This is a genomic window from Gallionella capsiferriformans ES-2, from assembly GCF_000145255.1.
In the GTDB taxonomy this organism is placed as follows: Bacteria; Pseudomonadota; Gammaproteobacteria; order Burkholderiales; family Gallionellaceae; genus Gallionella; species Gallionella capsiferriformans.
In genome coordinates, this window is record NC_014394.1 from 22,144 (window position 1) to 40,787 (window position 18,644).

The 18,644-nt window shown below is 53.9% G+C and carries 15 protein-coding genes and 1 pseudogene; 12 read left to right on the top strand and 4 right to left on the bottom strand.

Annotation, left to right across the window (positions count from 1 at the left end; genetic code table 11):
- Positions 1-404 precede the first annotated feature (404 nt).
- Complete coding sequence (locus GALF_RS00090; protein ID WP_013292004.1) at positions 405-2,012, top strand: tetratricopeptide repeat protein; 1,608 nt, start codon at positions 405-407, stop codon at positions 2,010-2,012.
- A gap of 11 nt (positions 2,013-2,023) precedes the next feature.
- Positions 2,024-2,638, top strand: a complete 615-nt coding sequence (locus GALF_RS14705; protein ID WP_013292005.1) for a sensor histidine kinase — start codon at positions 2,024-2,026, stop codon at positions 2,636-2,638.
- A gap of 28 nt (positions 2,639-2,666) precedes the next feature.
- Here the strand turns inward: GALF_RS14705 and topA are convergent, their stop codons facing one another.
- Genes topA through GALF_RS00115 form a run of 4 tightly spaced genes read right to left on the bottom strand, consistent with a single transcriptional unit; the run spans position 2,667 to position 7,889 of the window.
- The gene (gene topA, locus GALF_RS00100; RefSeq protein WP_013292006.1) at positions 2,667-5,285 is read right to left on the bottom strand and encodes a type I DNA topoisomerase; all 2,619 of its coding nucleotides are present in this window, start codon (positions 5,283-5,285) and stop codon (positions 2,667-2,669) included.
- A 12-nt stretch (positions 5,286-5,297) separates the two neighbouring features.
- Positions 5,298-5,753, bottom strand: a complete 456-nt coding sequence (locus tag GALF_RS00105) for a DUF494 family protein (RefSeq protein ID WP_013292007.1) — start codon at positions 5,751-5,753, stop codon at positions 5,298-5,300.
- Between the two features lie 13 nt (positions 5,754-5,766).
- Positions 5,767-6,849, bottom strand: a complete 1,083-nt coding sequence (gene dprA, locus GALF_RS00110) for a DNA-processing protein DprA (RefSeq protein ID WP_013292008.1) — start codon at positions 6,847-6,849, stop codon at positions 5,767-5,769.
- Between the two features lie 2 nt (positions 6,850-6,851).
- Positions 6,852-7,889, bottom strand: coding sequence for a LysM peptidoglycan-binding domain-containing protein (locus tag GALF_RS00115; protein WP_013292009.1), 1,038 nt, complete (start codon positions 7,887-7,889; stop codon positions 6,852-6,854).
- Positions 7,890-7,978: 89 nt separating this feature from the next.
- On the opposite strand from GALF_RS00115, the gene def reads away from it, so the two are divergent.
- From def to GALF_RS00160, 10 genes and pseudogenes are all read left to right on the top strand, one after another.
- A complete protein-coding gene (gene def, locus GALF_RS00120) occupies positions 7,979-8,482 on the top strand; it encodes a peptide deformylase (protein ID WP_013292010.1) in 504 nt (167 codons plus the stop codon).
- Positions 8,483-8,491: 9 nt separating this feature from the next.
- The gene (gene fmt / locus GALF_RS00125) at positions 8,492-9,415 is read left to right on the top strand and encodes a methionyl-tRNA formyltransferase (protein ID WP_013292011.1); all 924 of its coding nucleotides are present in this window, start codon (positions 8,492-8,494) and stop codon (positions 9,413-9,415) included.
- Entirely contained in the window at positions 9,416-10,681 is a 1,266-nt protein-coding gene (rsmB, locus tag GALF_RS00130; RefSeq protein ID WP_013292012.1) for a 16S rRNA (cytosine(967)-C(5))-methyltransferase RsmB, read from the top strand.
- Positions 10,656-11,246 carry a DUF4390 domain-containing protein gene (locus GALF_RS00135; RefSeq protein ID WP_013292013.1) on the top strand — a complete coding sequence of 197 codons (591 nt, stop codon included), beginning with the start codon at positions 10,656-10,658 and terminating at the stop codon, positions 11,244-11,246. Before rsmB ends, GALF_RS00135 begins: the two co-directional genes overlap by 26 nt.
- A gap of 2 nt (positions 11,247-11,248) precedes the next feature.
- The gene (locus tag GALF_RS00140) at positions 11,249-13,369 is read left to right on the top strand and encodes a sensor histidine kinase (RefSeq protein ID WP_013292014.1); all 2,121 of its coding nucleotides are present in this window, start codon (positions 11,249-11,251) and stop codon (positions 13,367-13,369) included.
- Positions 13,366-13,734: pseudogene (locus GALF_RS16105) on the top strand (response regulator); the annotation flags it as partial. The gene GALF_RS00140 and the pseudogene GALF_RS16105, both read left to right, overlap by 4 nt.
- Positions 13,735-13,890: 156 nt before the next feature.
- The gene (locus GALF_RS16110) at positions 13,891-14,013 is read left to right on the top strand and encodes a helix-turn-helix domain-containing protein (protein WP_396230364.1); all 123 of its coding nucleotides are present in this window, start codon (positions 13,891-13,893) and stop codon (positions 14,011-14,013) included.
- Between the two features lie 181 nt (positions 14,014-14,194).
- Complete coding sequence (tkt, locus tag GALF_RS00150) at positions 14,195-16,210, top strand: transketolase (protein ID WP_013292016.1); 2,016 nt, start codon at positions 14,195-14,197, stop codon at positions 16,208-16,210.
- 100 nt (positions 16,211-16,310) lie between these two features.
- Positions 16,311-17,309 carry a type I glyceraldehyde-3-phosphate dehydrogenase gene (gene gap / locus GALF_RS00155; RefSeq protein WP_013292017.1) on the top strand — a complete coding sequence of 333 codons (999 nt, stop codon included), beginning with the start codon at positions 16,311-16,313 and terminating at the stop codon, positions 17,307-17,309.
- Between the two features lie 67 nt (positions 17,310-17,376).
- A complete protein-coding gene (locus GALF_RS00160) occupies positions 17,377-18,576 on the top strand; it encodes a phosphoglycerate kinase (RefSeq protein ID WP_013292018.1) in 1,200 nt (399 codons plus the stop codon).
- Positions 18,577-18,644 lie beyond the last annotated feature (68 nt).

The following is an 18,644-nucleotide window of genomic DNA, read 5'->3' on the forward strand; positions in this document are numbered from 1 at the left end:
GGTGCATCCGTTGTTCTAGCAAACGAAACTCGGCAGGATGCAATAAAACGGGGCTGCCTGCCACCCGATACGGTTCATCCGATCACTACAAATCGCCCGCAATGAGGCGGTACGGTTTTTTCCGGCGCGCTTTCGCAGTGCAATCATTCGTTGGGCTCATGCCTCTCGTGCAGAGGGCGTGCATCCTAATGAGTTTGTCTTGTTGCGCGAAGCAATTAAAATTTGATTGCTTAGTTGATTGTTGAATATGCGGCAGGTGACGGGAAATTTTCTGAACAAGGCGGTGTCCCTCTGCTCAGTCGGTTTGCCTGATAGTGTATGATGTTTTCTTGTTGGTTTTACCCATTTTCGCCGGCGTGTAAAGTGTGCCGGATTCGCAGTGATTACCTACCGGAGCGGTTGAATTGGCGACTGTTAACAATGTTTCAGACAAGTGGGTGTTGGTTATCGATGATATGGAAGGGATGCGTTCGCAGTTGCGCATGTCGTTGTCGAGCTCAGGGTTTGCCAAGTTGCATGTGGTGGGCAGCATCAAGGAGGCGCTGGAGCGTCTGTCCGCAAATCACTACGATGTGATTCTATGCGACTATTCGCTGGGCGACAGTACCGACGGGCAGCAATTCCTTGAATATCTGCGCACGAATGATCTGATCGGGCGTAATACCATTTTCGTCATGATTACCGCCGAGCAGTCCTATGCAAAGGTGGTTGCGGCATCCGAATGTGCACCGGATGATTATCTGCTGAAGCCTTTTACGTCGGCGCAATTCACCACACGACTTGAAAAACTGCTGGAGCGTCAGGAATATTTCCGCGCGATTGATCAGGCGGCCGACAAGAAAAACTGGTCGAAAATGATTGCAGAATGCGACAAGCTGTTGGCCGGTCGCGACAAGCATTACTTTGATTTGTGCAAGATCAAAGGCGTGGCGCTGGTGCGTAACGAGCAAGTGCAACAAGCAGCGGATTTGTACCGTGAAATTATTTCCCTGCGACCGTTAGGCTGGGCGCGGCTGGGTCTGGCGCGCGCGCTGGCCAGATTAGGCAAGCAGGGAGAGGCCATCGAATTGCTGCGCGAAATTCTGGTTGAGACCCCGCAATTCATGGCCGCCTATGATTTTTTAGGCAAGCTGATGGCTGAATCCGGCGACAAAAAAGGTGCGCTGGACGTGTTGCAACAAGCAAGAAGTATTTCTCCCGGCACTATGAGCCGCATCCGCGAGTTGAGTACGCTGGCGGTGAGCACCGGGCAGCCTGAGATTGCCGAGAAAATCATGCGCGAGACGCTGATCAAGCATAAATATTCCCCGGTGCGTCAGGCCAATGATTACGTGGTGTTATCGCGTGCGCTGACCGATCAGGGCAAGACGGCGGATGCGCTGAGCGTCGTGCAGGATGCCAGAAAAAGTTTTACCGATAGTCACAGCAACGTGGTGCTCTCTGTTACGGAAAGCTCGGTGCACCGCGCCGCCGGCAACGAGGAGCTGGCGCATGCCGTACTGGAGCAGGCGATGAACAGCGGCGAGATGGGCAGTTTTTCTGCGGATGCGCTGGTTGCGCTGGCTGATGCCTGCTTTTCGCTGGGAAAATCTGAAGATGCCACCCGTTTGCTGCACCATGCGGTGCAAAACCATCATGAGAGTGACGAAATCAAGGGTAAGGTGCACGCCGTACTGGTTGCCGCCGGAAAAGATGCATCTGAGGCCTCTGCGCTGATTGAAGCGAGCGCCGGTGAGGTGATTGCACTGAACAACGAGGGGGTGCGGCACGCTCAGGCCGGCAAACTGGATGAGGCGATCGCCTTGCTCAGCGAAGCGGCTAACCGGCTGCCGAACAATTTGCAGATTCTTGGCAATGCGGCGCTCGTGATCGCGCTTGATCTGGTTCGTAACGGGCGTGATCCTGCAAAATTGGCTATGTGTCTGGGGTATCGTGAAGCATTGACTAAGAAGTCGCGCAATCATGCCAAGCTTGAGCAAATCGACGGCATGCTCAAGCAACTGAAATCCTGACTGGGGGCGCGATGAACGATCTTGCTGCTGCGGTGATGCATGACGTGAAAAACCAGCTGGCAGAACTGGCGTTGCGTTTAAAAAAACGCGGAGATGCGCGTGCCGAGATGGAAATTGCGATGAATGCCTCGCGTCGCCTGACCGAGATGCTGCTGCTGGGTCGCGAAGAGAGCAATCAGCTATGGGTTAGTGCCGATACGGTGAATCCGGCCGATTTTTTGGAGGTGCTGGCTGCGGAGTATGCCGAGCTGTTTCCGGATATTGAAATTAAGCTCGACGTGGCGCGTGCGCCTGAGTGCGTGTTTTTTGACGATGCGCTGGTGCGTCTGGCATTGGGCAATGCGCTGCATAATGCCTGTCGTTATGCCCATGAAAAGGTCACGCTCGCCGCCTTCCAGCAGAACGATCTTTTATTTCTTGAGGTGCGCGATGATGGTACGGGGTTTCCCGATAGCGTGCTAAGTTCTGGCGGCCAGTTGCCCGCTTCCGTCACGGGTACCGGTACGGGCTTAGGTCTGTATCTGGCACAGAAAATTGCCGCCCTGCATAAACTGGGCGACCGGCACGGTTATATTTCGCTTTACAACGGCGTACAGGGCGGTATTTTTCGTATTGTGCTGCCGTAGCGGAAGTATCCGCTACGGAGTCAGCAAATCAGGCTTTCTTTGCGGCAGCTTTAGGTTTCGCAGCCGCTTTTGGAGCTGCTTTAGGTTTTGCCGCTGCTTTCGGCTTGGCTTCAGCTTTGGGGGCGGCCTTCGGTTTAGCAGCAGCCTTCGGTTTCGCTGCGGCCTTAGGCTTAGCCGTCGCTTTCGGCTTGGCCGCCGATTTTCTGGCAGGTTTGGTGTCGCCCTTAGCCGCTTTGGCCGCAATCAATTCGAGCGCCTGTTCCAGCGTGATTTCATCCGGTGACACATCTTTGGGCAATGTCGCATTGATTTTGCCGTGACGCGCGTAAGGGCCATAGCGCCCGCTGCAAATCTCAACCGTCGTCTTGTCCACCGGATGATCGCCCAGCGTGCGTAACACGGTGTTGCCATCTTTGGCTTGCGCGAGCAACTCGACTGCACGGTCTAGGGTTACATCGAAGATGCTGTCGGTGCGCGGTATCGATTTGAACTTGCCGTCGTGGCCGATGTAAGGCCCGAAACGGCCGATGTTGACGATGACCTTTTTGTTCGTTTCAGGATGCAACCCCAAGTCTTTCGGCAGCGAGAGCAGTTTCAGGGCGCTTTCCAGATCCGCCTGATCGACCGCCATTTCCTTGGGCCATGACACGCGCTTCGGTTTCGCTTTTTCACCTTCGATGACTTCACCCAGCTGCACATAGTGACCGTAAGGGCCGCGCAACAGCAGCACGGCTTGCGCCGACTCCGGATGCACACCCAGTTCGACGCGGACCTCTTCCTGCGTCTCGCCGCCTACGCTGCGTTTGTACTTACACTCAGGATAGTTGGTACAACTGATGAAGCTGCCGTAGCGGCTTAATTTTTTGGCCAGCGGCTTACCGCACTCGGGGCAGGCCTCATCAAGTAATTCCTGCGGACGCTCGATGTTGGTTTTTTCTTTGATCAGCGCCGAAAATCCCTTCCAGAACTCATCCATCACCCCGATCCAGTCACGTTTTCCGTCTGAGACTTCATCGAGCTCGTCTTCTAACGAGGCAGTGAAGTTGTAATCGACGTAACGGGTGAAATGATCCGTCAAAAAGCGCGTGACGACGCGACCCACATCGGTCGGCATGAAGCGTTTCTTGTCGAGAATGGCGTATTCACGGGTTTGCAGCGTGGAAATAATTGTGGCATAGGTCGATGGACGACCGATGCCGTATTCTTCCAGTGATTTGACCAGACTCGCTTCGGTAAAGCGCGGCGGCGGCTGGGTGAAATGCTGTTCACCGAACAGTTTGTCCACCGGCAAAATATCGCCCTCGACGAGCGGCGGCAGGCGACTGCCCTGCTCTTCTTCTGCATCGTCCACGTCTTCCATGTAAACGCTGATGAAGCCCGGAAATACCAGCACCTGACCGTTGGCGCGGAACAGTGTGTCATCGCCGCCTAAACGGATGTCGGCACTGACTGTGTCATAGCGTGCGGCAGTCATCTGGCAGGCTAAAGTGCGCTTCCAGATCATCTCGTACAGCCGTGCCTGATCAACCGTCAGGCGGTCTTGCAAACTGTCCGGGGTGCGCACGATCGACGTCGGGCGTATCGCTTCGTGCGACTCCTGCGCATTTTTGGTCTTGCTTTTGTAAGTCGGCGGCGTGCCGGGCAGATACTCGGATGAGAAATGGTCACCGATGTAGTTGCGGATTTCGGCAACCGCTTCATTTGCCAGACTAACCGAATCGGTACGCATATAGGAAATCAGACCGACCGTCTGGCCGCCGATATCCACGCCTTCATACAGCGACTGCGCGGTACGCATGGTGCGTTCGGCAGACATGCCGAGCTTGCGAACGGCTTCCTGTTGCAGGGTTGAGGTAGTGAAAGGGGCTGCGGCATAACGCTGCTTGGCCTTCTTCTCAACTTTTACGACCTTAGGAGGCAGCTTTGCATCATTCAGTTTGGCATAAATTGCGTCGTATTCAGACTGGCTGGCAATCGACAGTTGTTCGAGTTTCTTACCCTGATATTGAATCAGACGTGCGGAAAATGACTGGTGATTTTTCTGCGTGTCCAGATGTACTGACCAGTATTCCTGCGTTTTGAACGCTTCGATTTGCAGTTCACGCTCGACGATCAGGCGCAGCGCCGGGCTTTGTACGCGCCCGGCCGACAAGCCCGGACGGATTTTGCGCCACAACAGGGGCGACAGATTAAAGCCTACCAGATAATCGAGGGCCCGGCGCGCCTGCTGTGCATTAACCAGAGGCATTGCGATTTCACGCGGATTGGCTACCGCCGCCTGAACGGCCGATTGCGTGATTTCATAGAACACCACGCGCTTCATGTTCTTTCCTTTAAAACCGCGCTTGGCTTTGAGCAGTTCCGCGATGTGCCAGGCAATCGCTTCCCCTTCGCGGTCGGGATCGGGTGCGAGCAGGATGTTCTCAGCGCTTGCTGCCGCCTTGGCAATCGCATCCATATGCTTGCTGTTACGCGCGATGGTCTCGTAGTTCATCGCAAAGCCGTTTTCGGTATCGACGGCGCCTGTTTTGGGAACCAGATCCCGTACGTGGCCGTAGGAGGCGAGCACCTCGTAATCATTGCCCAGATATTTCTTGAGCGTTTTGGCTTTGGCCGGAGATTCGACGATGAGAAGATTGATTGCCATGCGTGGTGTTTATTAGTGTAATTGAGTGGAAGTGATCGGGACGAGCAACTCTTCGACCAGCAGCGGGCTTAAGTCATGGTGACGATCCCACAGCACGATCAGCATGATCAGTTTTAGCTTGTCCAGCCCTAAGTCTTTTTGTTGCAGCGCCAGTGCGCGATCAATGATGATCTCGCGTTCGATGGCCGTAATCATCTTTTGCTGTTCAGCGAACAGCAGGAACTGACGCGCCTCGGCGCCGATCAGGGAAAATTCCAGTTCGGCAAAAAAACGCATTCCGGAATGCGCCAGAACCACAGGATAGCTGTCGGAATTTTGCTCGCGCAACGCGGACAGCCAATTCAGTGCTTCGTCGATGTCCTCGCCCTCGAAACCGGCGGCAGAAAGTTTGCGCGACAGTTTATCCGGTGCCGGATAGCTGCCCGCATCGATATAGCTTTCAAACAGGTACATCAGGATTTCGAACATAATATTTAAGTCTTTAATGTATGCGTTGGAACAAACCGCCGGGAAGTGTCGCTATGCAACCTTCCAGTTCAAGCGTTAACAGCATGGCGGATAGCTGGCTAACCGTCAAGCCACTGCGCAAACAAAGCGCGTCGATGCCGACCGGATCAAAGCCCATTTGTTCCAGTAAAACGGCATGCGGGGCAGGAGTGGGTTTGGCTGCCTGAACAGGTGGGGGCGTGAGCAAGCCGGTTAGTTCCTCCAGAATATCTTGTGCCGTTTCAACCAACTTGGCACCCTGTTTGATCAGTTTATGGCAACCCCTGCTTTGCGGAGAATGGATAGAACCCGGGATCGCAAAGACATCCCGTCCCTGCTCCATCGCCTGACGCGCGGTGATCAGCGAGCCGCTCTGCAATGAGGCTTCAACAACCAGGCAGCCCAAGCTCATGCCGCTGATCAGGCGGTTGCGTCTGGGGAAATTACCCGCCATAGGCGGTGTGCCGAGTGGAAATTCTGAAATTAACGTGCCGGCTTTGGCAAGACGATGCGCCAGTTCCCTGTTGGCCGCCGGATACACCTTGTCGAGTCCTGTGCCCACCACGGCGATACTGCTACCCGTCCCGCGCAGCGCGCCCCGGTGGGCTGCGGCATCGATGCCGTGCGCCATGCCGCTGATGATGCACAGCCCGGCATCGCTCAAAACATTGGCGAACTGCTCTGCATTGTCGATGCCCTGCGGTGTGGCATGGCGGCTGCCGACGATAGCAAGCGATTTTGCGTTTAATAAATCACGACGCCCTTTGACGTAGAGCAATATGGGCGGATCAATGATGTTGAGCAGTGCTTCCGGGTAGTCGCTGTCCGCTAGAGTCACCAGGTGGTTTTGCTCATCAGTCAGCCAGAGGAGGGCGGCGTTGAGCGCGACCTCATCCGCCCCTTTGTTCACCGCCTGAGCGACTTCCGGTTTAACCACGGATTTGAGACGCTCGGTGGGGGCGGCTAATACGGCTTCGGGAGAACCGAATTCGCGTAGCAGATGCCGTGCGCCCTCGCCTCCCAGTCCTCGAATCAGGCCCAGTGTCAGCCAAGCCTGGATCGAGGTGTCACCGGGCATGGCTAGGGGGTTTGTGCGCTGTCCAGAAGTTGAACCGGCAGGCGTGTCTGCATGACCAGTGCGTAAGAGACTTTTTCGAATACGCGGAAGACGAACAGCAGACCAAAGCGTTCATCCGGCAGCGTCAGCGATTTCCCTTCTCTTTGTACCGTGCGGCCTTTGCTGCTCACGGCCAGTACATGGCCGCTTTGCACGCCATCCCGCTCGCCCTTGTTGAGGGTGATGACGGTGTTTTGTCCGGCTTGCGTGACGCCGCCGTAGATGGAAATGACGCGTGCGTTGATCTGAGTCTCAGGCGCGCGGGGCAAGTAAGTGTTGGCAATATAAGCGGTAGCTGGAATCAGGCGGTCGCCCAGATTGATCTCCTGTTTTGCTTCAGTTACCACCGCGATGCTGGTCGGGCCAAACTCCCTGACCTCGAGGGTACCCAGATAGATCGCTTCATGACCCAGCACTTCGTGAGTGTCTGGATCAGTAAACGTTTTCCCCGGGCGGTAGATCTGCCAGCTTTTCGTATCAGCCGCGCTCAAGCCTTTTACGTAGACGACGTCCCCCGGACCTGCAATGACGCGCTCTTCAGGCAAGCCGATCAGCGTCGGTGCTTCGTTCAGCAGTTTATCGGAAACGATCAGGGGCTGACTTAAAAACGGTTCGATTACGCGGGATGGAATGCTCGGTATGGCATTTTGGGTGCTGTCCTCGGTGCGAATTTGCGGGGAAAGTCTGACTGTTTCTCCATTGCCTGTGACGGCGGCCGATTGTTTTGTCAGGCTCAGGGTGCCGCTGGTGCGGTCAAGATAGAGCGTCGCGCCCGGATAAATCCAGTGTGGATCCTTGATGGCGTCTTTGTTCATTCCCCAGATAAAAGGCCATTTCCAGGGATCTTTGAAGAACTTGCCCGAGATCCCCCACAGGGTGTCTCCTTTGACTATCATGTACTGGTCTGGCGCATCGCTGCGTATCTGCGGTGAGGCATCGGGTTGGCCGGCAAATGCCAAGACAGGCATTAAAAAGCAAATCAGCGATATAATCTTGCGCATGGGTAACCCCGAAAGAATCAATGACAAAGGCGCACGGTGCACCGTGGCCCGTCAAATTCTGCATCCAGTCAATTAAATTAGCAAGCATTATGGCAATCTTACAAATATTGCAGTACCCCGATGAACGCCTGCATACAATCGCCAAAAAGGTGGTGCAGGTGAATGATGTTACCCGCAAGCTGGTGCAGGACATGGCCGAAACCATGTATGCTGCGCCGGGCGTGGGGCTTGCCGCGACACAGGTCAATGTGCACGAACAGATCATTGTCGTGGATGTGTCCGAGACGCACGACGAGTTGCTGGTGTTCATCAATCCGGAAATTTTGCATCGTTCAGGCGAACAGGAAGGTGAAGAAGGCTGTCTGTCGGTGCCGGGTATTTATGAAAACGTGCGACGCGCCGATAAAATTTCGGTGCGGGCGCTCAACCAGCAGGGCGAGTCCTTTACACTGGATGCCGAGGGGTTTTTGGCGGTATGCATACAGCATGAAGTCGATCACCTGCACGGCCGCGTGTTCGTCGAATATTTGTCGCAACTCAAACAAAGCCGCTTGCGCGCTAAACTCAAAAAGCGCCGCCGCGAGGCGATGTAGGGATATTAAGTGAAAATCATTTTTGCCGGTACGCCGCACTTTGCGGCAAGCGCACTCGAGGCGTTGCTCAAAGAACATCAGGTCGCAGCCGTGCTGACGCAGCCGGACAGACCTTCGGGGCGCGGCATGCAGTTGACCGCAAGTCCCGTGAAGCTGCTCGCATTAGCGCACGGGATACCGGTGTTACAGCCGGAATCGTTGAAGACCGAACAGGCGCAGTCTGACATCAAAGCGCTGGACGCCGACGTGATGGTGGTTGCCGCCTACGGGCTGATCCTGCCCAAAGCAGTGCTGGAACTCCCGCGGCTGGGTTGCCTGAATATACACGCGTCCCTGCTGCCACGCTGGCGCGGTGCGGCACCCATACAGCGGGCCATCCTCGCGGGGGATACTGAGACCGGCATTACCATCATGCAGATGGATGTGGGACTCGATACAGGCGATATACTACTCACCCGCCGCTGCACGATCGATGCGCACGATAATGCTCAGACGCTGCACGATAAGCTCGCAGCATTGGGTGCGGCCAGCATTGTCGAGGCGCTGCGGGCTGATAACGTCTTGACGCCGGTGGCGCAGGATAATGATGCGGCCTGCTATGCGGCCAAACTGCTCAAAGGCGAGGCCTTGATCGACTGGACACAGGACGCGGTGCAGATTGAACGGGCCGTGCGGGCGTACAATCCGTTTCCGGTGTGTCAGGCCAAATTCAACGACGTGGTGTTGAAGCTGTGGCAGGCCGAAGCTTGCGACGCCATGTCCGGCCATCCCGGCGAAGTCCTGGCTGTTGATAAGTCGGGAATTACCGTCGCCTGCGGACGGGGGGCGCTAAAATTGCAGATGTTGCAACGCCCGGGTGGTAAGTCGCAACCCGCTGTGCAATTTTTGCAGGCGATGCCGGTTCGTGCCGGCGATAATTTTCAGGTTCACTAAATGCACAATATTCAACTCGCAGCTACTCAGATCGTCCAGCAAGTCATGGAGGACGGTCGCAACCTGAATCAGGTGCTCGATGAGTCGTTGCGCAGAAAATCGGTATGGACGCCGGCTCAGCGCGCCGCCTTGCAGGATTTAAGTTACGGCACACTGCGTTTTTACGGTCAGCTTAATGCCATACTCGAATTGCTATTGCATAAGCACATGACCGATCATCGCATCTCGTATTTGCTGCTGGTGGCGCTGTATCAGCTGCAATACAGCCGTGCCGCCCAGCATGCGGTGGTGGATCATGCGGTGCGCTCGGCCGATATTCTGAATCCGAAAATTCGCGGGCTGGTCAACGCGATTTTGCGTAATTTCTTGCGAAATCAGGCGGATTTGCTCACGCAGGCCGCGCTCAAAGACGAAGGGCACTACAGTCATCCGCAATGGTGGATAGACGAGCTGCGTGCCCAGTACGGGGATGCGGCCGATGCGATCCTGATCGCGGGCAACGGGCATCCGCCGATGACGCTGCGGGTGAATGCACAGCGCGGCAGTACGCCGGATTATCTGGCGCAACTGGCGGCACAAGACATCCCTGCCCGCTTGATCGGTGCTGAGGCGTTGCAGCTGGAAAAGCCGGTGTCGGTCGACAAATTGCCCGGTTTCTTTGATGGGCTGGTGTCGGTGCAGGATGCGGGTGCGCAGTATGCGGCTCGCCTGCTGGACGCCAAAGCGGGTATGCGCGTGCTCGATGCCTGTGCCGCGCCCGGCGGCAAGACTGCGCATATCCTGGAGCGCGCGGACGTTGAGTTGCTCGCGCTGGACAAAGACGCCGCGCGGTTGTCGCGTGTCAAAGAGAATTTACAGCGACTGACGCTGAATGCGGCGCTGCTGACGGGGGACGCCGCCAGCCCGTCCGACTGGTGGGACGGTCGGCTGTTCGAGCGTATTCTGGCCGATGTGCCCTGCTCCGCCACGGGCGTGGTGCGCCGCCATCCGGACATCAAATGGCTGCGCCGGAAAAAGGACCTCGCCTCGTTTGCCGAACAGCAGTTTGAAATACTGAACGCGTTGTGGCCGCTGCTGGCACCGGGCGGTCTGCTGCTCTATGCGACCTGCTCGGTATTCAAACAGGAAAATCAGCAGGTGGTGGATAAATTCTTGGCGCAAACACCGGCGGCACAACAACGTGATACCGGGTTGCCGGGCGGGATGTTGCTGCCGGATGACGAGCACGACGGGTTTTTCTATGCCTTGCTGCAAAAAACTGTTTAAAGTTCTGCTGCTGCTGACTTTGCCTGTGTGGCTATACGCTACTGCTGCGCGGGCGGACGGCATCGAAGTGAACAAGGCCGAGATTCACGCCTCCGAAGACGGTTATCAGTTGTCAGCCGATTTTAATGTCAACCTCAATAATGTGGTACAGCAGGCGCTGTCGCTGGGCGTGCCGCTTTATTTCATCGGCGAATTTACGCTCACGCGTTCACGCTGGTATTGGCTGGATGAGCAGGTTTATCAAAACGAGCATTCGGTCAAATTGTCCTATAACGTGCTGACCCGCCAGTATCGTATTTCCCGCGGTTCTTTATTCCAGAATTTTGCCAGTTTGGAAGACCTGATGAGAATACTCGCGCGGCAAAACTCGGGTTATATTCCTATCGATGCGATGAAAAAAGATGGCAATTACATCGCCTCGGTACGGCTGCGTCTGGATACCAAGCAATTGCCGAAATTGATGCAGGTCAATGTGCTGACAAGCCGTGACTGGGATTTTGATTCGGGCTGGTATCGCTGGTTGATTCGTTCTCAGGATGCTGCGCTGCGCGGGAAGACGGAGTAGCGGTGAAATACCTCATCATACTGAGCGTCATTGCCGGAGCCGCATTGCTGTTTATGCTATCGAGCAGCAGCGTGAACACGGAAGTTTTTTCGATCAACTATTACGGCTTGCTCGGATTGATGGGGCTACTGGCCGCGGGCTTGTTGGGTCTGGTGGTCTATCAGGTCTGGCGCTTGCGCGTGAAGCTGAAAAACAAGATATTCGGCGCGAAACTCACCTTGCGACTGGTGTTGTTTTTTACCCTGATTGCCGTGCTGCCGGGCATTCTGGTGTATGCCGTATCGGTTAACTTTTTGTCCAAAAGCATTGAATCCTGGTTTGATGTGCGCGTTGAAAAAGCACTGGAGGGCGGTCTGAATCTGGGGCGCAGCGGGCTCGATAACAGCCTGAAGGAATTAACCCAGAAAACTCAGTTTATTGCCTTGTTACTGACCGAAAAAAATCCTGCGCAGTTTAAAAATACGCTCGATCAGTTGATCGATGAAGGGGTCGCTCAGGAGGCTGCATTGTTTGGTGCGGGCGATAAGATGATTGCTTTTTCTGCCAGCGACAGCGCCTTGTTACCGGACATTCCCAGCGACAAGCTGATGCGGCAGGTTCGGGAAAAAGGCCTGTATTCAGCGATTGAGGCAACACCTAGTCGTGCGCTGAGTCTGCGGGTGCTGGCGTTAGTCAGCGTCAATAGTTATTCGAAGGCCAGCTATGTGCTGCAATTTAACCAGCTGGTGCCCAAGCAAATCGCAGCCGATGCGGAAACGGTTCAGGCAGTTTATCGCGACTATCAGGAGTTGACACTGTCGAGGCTGGGATTAAAACGGCTGTACGGCATCACGCTGACGCTGGCTTTGCTGGTCGTGCTGTTGACCGCGATATCGGCGGCTTTTTTTATCAGTGAGCGTATCGGCTCTTCGCTCGAGGCGCTGGCGGTAGGTACGCGTGCGGTCGCGCAGGGAGATTTTAGTGGCCAGCATCCGATTCGAAGCAGTGATGAGTTGGGGGCATTGACGGGCTTGTTCAATCAGATGACGCGACAGCTCGCTGACGCAAGGCGTGCAAGCGAGCAACAGCAGCGTGAGGTCGAAAGCGCCAAGGGCTATTTGGAAAGCGTGCTGACCCATTTGTCTTCTGGAGTCTTGGCGCTCGATGACGAGTTTCGCCTGCGCTCGGTCAATACCAGCGCCGCTCAGATTCTGGGGGCACCCTTGCAGGAGTTGCAGCGTATGCCTTTGCAGCAGATCGCCGAAAAATACAGCCTGTTGCATTCTTTTTGTCAGACTATTACCGAAGCCTTTGCGCAAAACGGTGAGTGGCAGCGTCAGATTGAGCGCTTGAGCCGTAACGGCACCCAGATTTTGCTGATGCGTGGCACTAGTTTGCCGCAGGGTTCGGATGCGGGTTATGTGGTAGTGTTCGACGATATCAGTCATCTACTGCAAACTGAACGTCAAGCAGCCTGGGGCGAAGTGGCGCGGCGACTGGCTCATGAAATCAAGAATCCGCTCACGCCGATCCAGTTGTCAGCAGAACGATTGCAATACAAGTTAAGCAGCAAGCTGGACGAGACTGATGCGAAATTGTTGCAGCGCGCAACCCAAACGATTGTCAGTCAGGTGGGTGCGATGAAAAATATGGTGACTGATTTTGCCGATTACGCGCGAGGCCCGGTGCTGAAATTGTTGAGGCTCGATGTGCACAAATTGATTAAAGAGGTGTTGGGTCTGTATGAGGCGAATGCAGTACCGATTTCCTTGGATTTGAGCGAGGGGCGCGCTGAGGTCAACGGTGATGCAACGCGCTTGCGTCAGGTATTGCACAATTTGCTGCAAAACGCGCAAGATGCGCTTAGTGGCGTCGAACAGCCGAAAATTATATTGAGCAGCCAAATCGTGCAGGGAGAAATTCATTTGCGCGTGCTCGATAACGGCACGGGTTTTTCTGAAAACGCGCTATCGCGGGTGTTCGAGCCTTATATGACGACCAAAACCAAAGGTACGGGGCTTGGGTTAGCTATTGTTAAAAAAATCATTGAGGAGCACGGTGGACAGATCCGCGTCGAAAACAATGCAAGCGGCGGTGCGTGTGTGAATATCAGCCTGCCGTTGATACAGGAGGTGCAAGTATGAGCAAACAGATTTTGGTTGTAGACGATGAGGTTGGCATCCGTGAACTGCTGGCGGAAATTTTATTTGACGAGGGGTATCAGATCCATCTGGCCGAGAATGCAGAGCAGGCGCGGGCATTTCGCCATGAACACGAACCTGATTTGGTGTTGTTGGACATTTGGATGCCGGACACAGATGGTGTAACGCTTTTAAAAGAATGGGTCGAACAGGATTTGCTGACGATGCCGGTGGTGATGATGTCAGGCCATGGCACAATAGAAACGGCTGTTGAAGCCACGCTGATCGGCGCAGTAGATTTTCTGGAAAAGCCGATTTCGATGCAAAAATTGCTGAATACGGTAGCGAAAGCAATCAGGGAAGGGGCGCCCAGGCCACCGATGGTCGTTGCCGAAACGGAAGTGTCGCAAAAATTTACGGTAGAAATTGGTGGCGCAACCAAGCAGTTCTTACTGCCGTTGGACTTGCCGCTGCGCGAAGCACGCGAGCATTTCGATGCAATCTATTTTGACTATCATTTGCAAATGGAAGCGGGCAATGTATCGCGCGTTGCTGAAAAAATCGGCGTGGAGCGTACCCATTTGCATCGTAAACTGAAACAGTTGGGTATAAAAGTCATCAAAAAGAGCGGTGAAAGTGAATCGTAAGCGAATTTTTTGCTAGTTTGACGGGTTAATCTGCTGAAGTGGATGTATTAAATCGGTAAGCAGGTTGATGTATTGCAGGGTGTGCGGCATAATTCCGACATTAAAAAATTTCATTCTCATTATAAATATTAGGCGTTAAACATAAACCCATCCCTTTGGGATGTTTCGGAGGAGTCAGTACATGACAGCAGATCGTAGCATTACCCCACCAAAATATAACGACATAACCGGCGCAATTCGCATGCTGGCCGTGGACGCCGTTCAAAAAGCCAACTCGGGTCACCCGGGTGCACCTATGGGCATGGCAGAAATCGCTGACGTACTGTGGAATCACCATCTGCGTCACAATCCGGCAAATCCTAAGTGGCCAGGTCGTGATCGTTTCATGATGTCCAACGGGCATGGTTCCATGCTGGTTTATGCGTTATTGCACTTGTCCGGTTACGATTTGCCTATCGACGAGTTGAAGCGTTTCCGCCAGATGCACTCCAAGACACCGGGTCATCCTGAATACGGTTACACCGCAGGTGTTGAAACCACTGGCGGCCCGCTCGGTCAAGGGATTACCAATGCAGTCGGTATGGCGATGGCTGAAAAATTGCTGGCGGCTGAATTCAACAAGCCGGGTCATGAAATTGTCGATCATCGCACCTATGTATTCATGGGCGATGGTTGCATGATGGAAGGGATTTCACACGAAGCGTGTGCGCTGGCTGGTACTTGGGGTCTGGGCAAGCTGACTGCATTCTGGGATGACAATGAAATCTCGATCGATGGCCATACCAACGGCTGGTTTACTGACGATACCGCAAAGCGCTTTGAAGCGTATGGCTGGCACGTTGTTGCGAATGTTGAAGGGCACGACCCTGAAGCGATTAACGCTGCGATCGAAGCGGCTAAAGCCGTTACCGATAAGCCTAGTCTGATTTGCTGCAAGACCGTTATCGGTGCCGGCTCTCCTAACAAGGAAGGTACGCATGACGTTCACGGTGCAGCACTGGGCGACGCCGAAGTTGCGGCTACCCGTGCGCACATCAACTGGCCTTACGCCCCGTTCGAAATCCCGCAGCACGTGTACGAAGCATGGGATGCACGCACTAAGGGTGCGGGTCTGGAACAGTTGTGGAACAACAAATTCGCCGAATACAGCGCAGCTTATCCTGCAGAAGCGGCAGAATTTACACGCCGCACTAAGAACGAATTGCCATCCGGTTGGGCCGCGCACGCAGCCGCTGCCATCGCAGCGACCAATGCTAAGGGCGAAACCATTGCAACACGCAAGGCATCGCAAAATGCCATCAATGCACTGGCTTCTGCATTGCCAGAATTTTTGGGTGGATCAGCCGACTTGACGGGTTCTAACCTGACTAACTGGACAGGTTGCAAGCATGTTCACGGCAAAACCACGGGTAATTACATCAGCTACGGCGTACGCGAATTCGGTATGTCGCACATCATGAACGGTATGGCGTTGCATGGCGGTTTGCTGCCATTTGGCGGCACCTTCCTGATGTTCTCTGAATATGCTCGCAATGCATTGCGTATGTCCGCATTGATGAAGCAGCGCGTGATTTATGTATTTACCCATGATTCCATCGGTTTGGGTGAAGATGGCCCGACTCACCAGCCTGTTGAGCAAACAGCAACGCTGCGTCACATTCCTAATATGGAAGTGTGGCGTCCTTGCGACACCGTTGAATCTATCGTGTCGTGGGTTGCTGCCGTTGAACGCAAAGATGGTCCGTCGAGTCTGATTTTCAGTCGTCAGAATCTGCAATTCCAGAAGCGTACTGAGGCGCAAATCGCCGATATCCGTAAGGGTGCGTATGTTTTGTCAGAAGCTGCGGGTGGTAAGCCACAAGCTGTGATTATTGCAACGGGTTCCGAAGTGACGCTGGCACTGGATGCGCAAAAAGCGCTGGCCGAAGCCGGTATCAATGTTCGTGTGGTTTCTATGCCTTCGACTAATGTGTTTGATAAACAAGATCAAGCTTACAAGGACAGCGTATTGCCGCGCGGCGTAAATCGCGTTGCGGTTGAAGCGGGTGTGACCGGCGGATGGTACAAGTATGTCGGTCTGGATGGCGCGGTAGTAGGTATGGATTGCTTCGGCGAATCAGCACCTGCGCCTGAGTTGTTCAAGCACTTCGGCTTTACGGTAGCAAATGTTGTTCAGGCAGTTAAGGGCGTTCTGTAACCGGAACGCTCACGGTGTGCGCGGGTATTTGGCTCGCGCCGCCTCTGCTGAACACAAGATTGCAAGACGATTTTAAATAACTAATAACGGGAGAAAAAACATGGCAATTAAAGTTGGCATTAACGGTTTTGGTCGTATTGGTCGTATGGTATTTCGCGCAGCAACCAAAGATTTTCCAGAAATCGAAGTCGTAGCAATCAATGACTTGCTCGAGCCTGATTATCTGGCTTACATGCTGAAATATGACTCGGTACACGGTCGTTTCAATGGTGATGTAGCAGTGAAGGGCAGTAATCTGGTCGTTAACGGCAAAGAAATTCGCCTGACAGCCGAACGCGATCCTGCGAACCTGAAGTGGAATGAAGCAGGCGTGGACATCGTTATTGAATGTACCGGTTTCTTCCTTGATCAGGAAAGCTGTCAGAAGCATATTCAAGCTGGCGCGAAAAAAGTGGTCATGTCAGCGCCTTGCAAAGATACCTCACCGATGTTCGTCTACGGCGTGAATCACGAGACTTACAAGGGCGAAGCGATCGTATCGGCAGCGTCTTGCACAACGAACGCTTTGGCACCGGTTGCTAAAGTACTGAACGATACGTTCGGTATCAAGCGCGGTCTGATGACTACGGTGCATGCTGCAACAGCGACTCAAAAGACGGTTGACGGCCCATCTAACAAAGACTGGCGCGGCGGTCGCGGTATTCTGGAAAACATCATTCCTTCTTCGACTGGCGCTGCCAAGGCGGTGGGCGTGGTATTGCCGGAACTGAAGGGTAAGCTGACAGGTATGGCTTTCCGCGTACCTACTTCTGACGTGTCTGTTGTGGATCTGACCGTTGAATTGAACAAGGAAGCGACTTACGCTGAAATCGTAGCTGCGATGAAGGCTGCATCTGAAAGCGGTCCGCTGAAGGGTGTGTTGGGTTTCACCGCAGAGAAAGTGGTTTCTACTGATTTCCGTGGTTATACCTGCCCGTCCGTGTTTGATGCTGAAGCCGGTATCGCACTGGATCCTACCTTCGTTAAGGTTGTGGCCTGGTATGACAATGAATACGGTTACACCTGCAACCTGATGCGTATGGTTCGTCATATCGCGTAATACGTTCGACAAGGGGCTGGCTGGTGCCAGCCCTTTTGCCTTTAAAGTTAAAATCAAAGGGAAAAAAATGTCCGTAATTAAAATGACCGATCTGGATCTCAAGGGCAAACGCGTCCTGATCCGTTCCGATTTGAATGTGCCTGTCAAAGACGGCAAAGTGACGTCCGATGCGCGTATCACTGCATCGATGTCAACAATCAACGCGGCGATCAAGGCTGGCGCTCGTGTCATGGTTACCTCGCATCTGGGGCGCCCGACCGAAGGTGAATATTCAGAAGAAAATTCACTTAAACCAGTTGCCGATACGATCGCTAATAAATTAGGCAAGCCGGTTCGTTTGATCAAAGACTGGATCGACGGCGGTTTCGATGTCGCAGAAGGCGAATTGGTTTTGCTGGAAAATTGCCGCTTTAACAAAGGTGAGAAAAAAAGCACCGACGAACTGGCTAAAAAATACGCAGCGCTGTGCGATATCTTTGTGATGGATGCATTTGGTACTGCTCACCGTGCTGAAGCTTCAACACACGGCGTGGCAAAATTTGCGCCTGTTGCCGCTGCCGGTATCCTGTTGACTGAAGAACTCGAAGCGCTGACCAAGGCCTTGCTGTCACCTGCGCGTCCGATGGTAGCGATTGTGGGCGGTTCAAAAGTTTCCACCAAACTCACCGTGCTGGAATCGCTGTCTGAAAAATGCGAACAGTTGGTTGTCGGCGGCGGTATCGCTAACACCTTCCTGAAGGCGACCGGTCACCCTGTCGGTAAATCGCTGTGTGAGAATGATCTGGTGCCAACTGCGCAAGCGTTGATCGCTAAGATGACTGCACGCGGTGCGATCATTCCTATCGCAACCGATGTCGTCGTTGGAACAGCCGCACCTTTTATCCCGGGCAATGAAAATACCCCGGCAATTTTGAAAGATGCCAAAGACGTGGCTGATGAAGATATGATTTTCGACATCGGTCCAAAATCAGCCCAGGAAATTTGCGATATCATCATGAATGCCGGTACAGTCGTATGGAACGGCCCGGTTGGCGTATTCGAATTCGATCAGTTTGGCGAAGGCACCAAGGCGATTGCGAACGCGATTGCCAGCACCAAGGCTTTCACGCTGGCTGGTGGTGGCGACACGATTGCGGCAATTCAAAAGTATGACATCTTCGACAAGGTTTCCTACATTTCAACCGCGGGTGGCGCATTCTTGGAATTCCTTGAAGGCAAGACGCTGCCGGCTGTTGCGATTCTGGAAGAACGCGCTAAAAACAGCTAGTAGTGAGTAGTTTAGAACCGGTAGTTAATCCGGTTCTGCTACAAAGTACAAGCCAAACAAAATAAGGT

Coding starts and splice junctions, on each gene's coding strand:
- GALF_RS14705 (WP_013292005.1), top strand. CDS start 2,024: ATGAACGATCTTGCTGCTGCGGTGATGCATGACGTGAAAAACCAGCTG.
- topA (WP_013292006.1), bottom strand. CDS start 5,285: ATGGCAATCAATCTTCTCATCGTCGAATCTCCGGCCAAAGCCAAAACG.
- GALF_RS00105 (WP_013292007.1), bottom strand. CDS start 5,753: ATGTTCGAAATCCTGATGTACCTGTTTGAAAGCTATATCGATGCGGGC.
- dprA (WP_013292008.1), bottom strand. CDS start 6,849: ATGCCCGGTGACACCTCGATCCAGGCTTGGCTGACACTGGGCCTGATT.
- GALF_RS00115 (WP_013292009.1), bottom strand. CDS start 7,889: ATGCGCAAGATTATATCGCTGATTTGCTTTTTAATGCCTGTCTTGGCA.
- def (WP_013292010.1), top strand. CDS start 7,979: ATGGCAATCTTACAAATATTGCAGTACCCCGATGAACGCCTGCATACA.
- rsmB (WP_013292012.1), top strand. CDS start 9,416: ATGCACAATATTCAACTCGCAGCTACTCAGATCGTCCAGCAAGTCATG.
- GALF_RS00135 (WP_013292013.1), top strand. CDS start 10,656: ATGCCTTGCTGCAAAAAACTGTTTAAAGTTCTGCTGCTGCTGACTTTG.
- GALF_RS16110 (WP_396230364.1), top strand. CDS start 13,891: ATGGAAGCGGGCAATGTATCGCGCGTTGCTGAAAAAATCGGCGTGGAG.
- tkt (WP_013292016.1), top strand. CDS start 14,195: ATGACAGCAGATCGTAGCATTACCCCACCAAAATATAACGACATAACC.
- gap (WP_013292017.1), top strand. CDS start 16,311: ATGGCAATTAAAGTTGGCATTAACGGTTTTGGTCGTATTGGTCGTATG.
- GALF_RS00160 (WP_013292018.1), top strand. CDS start 17,377: ATGTCCGTAATTAAAATGACCGATCTGGATCTCAAGGGCAAACGCGTC.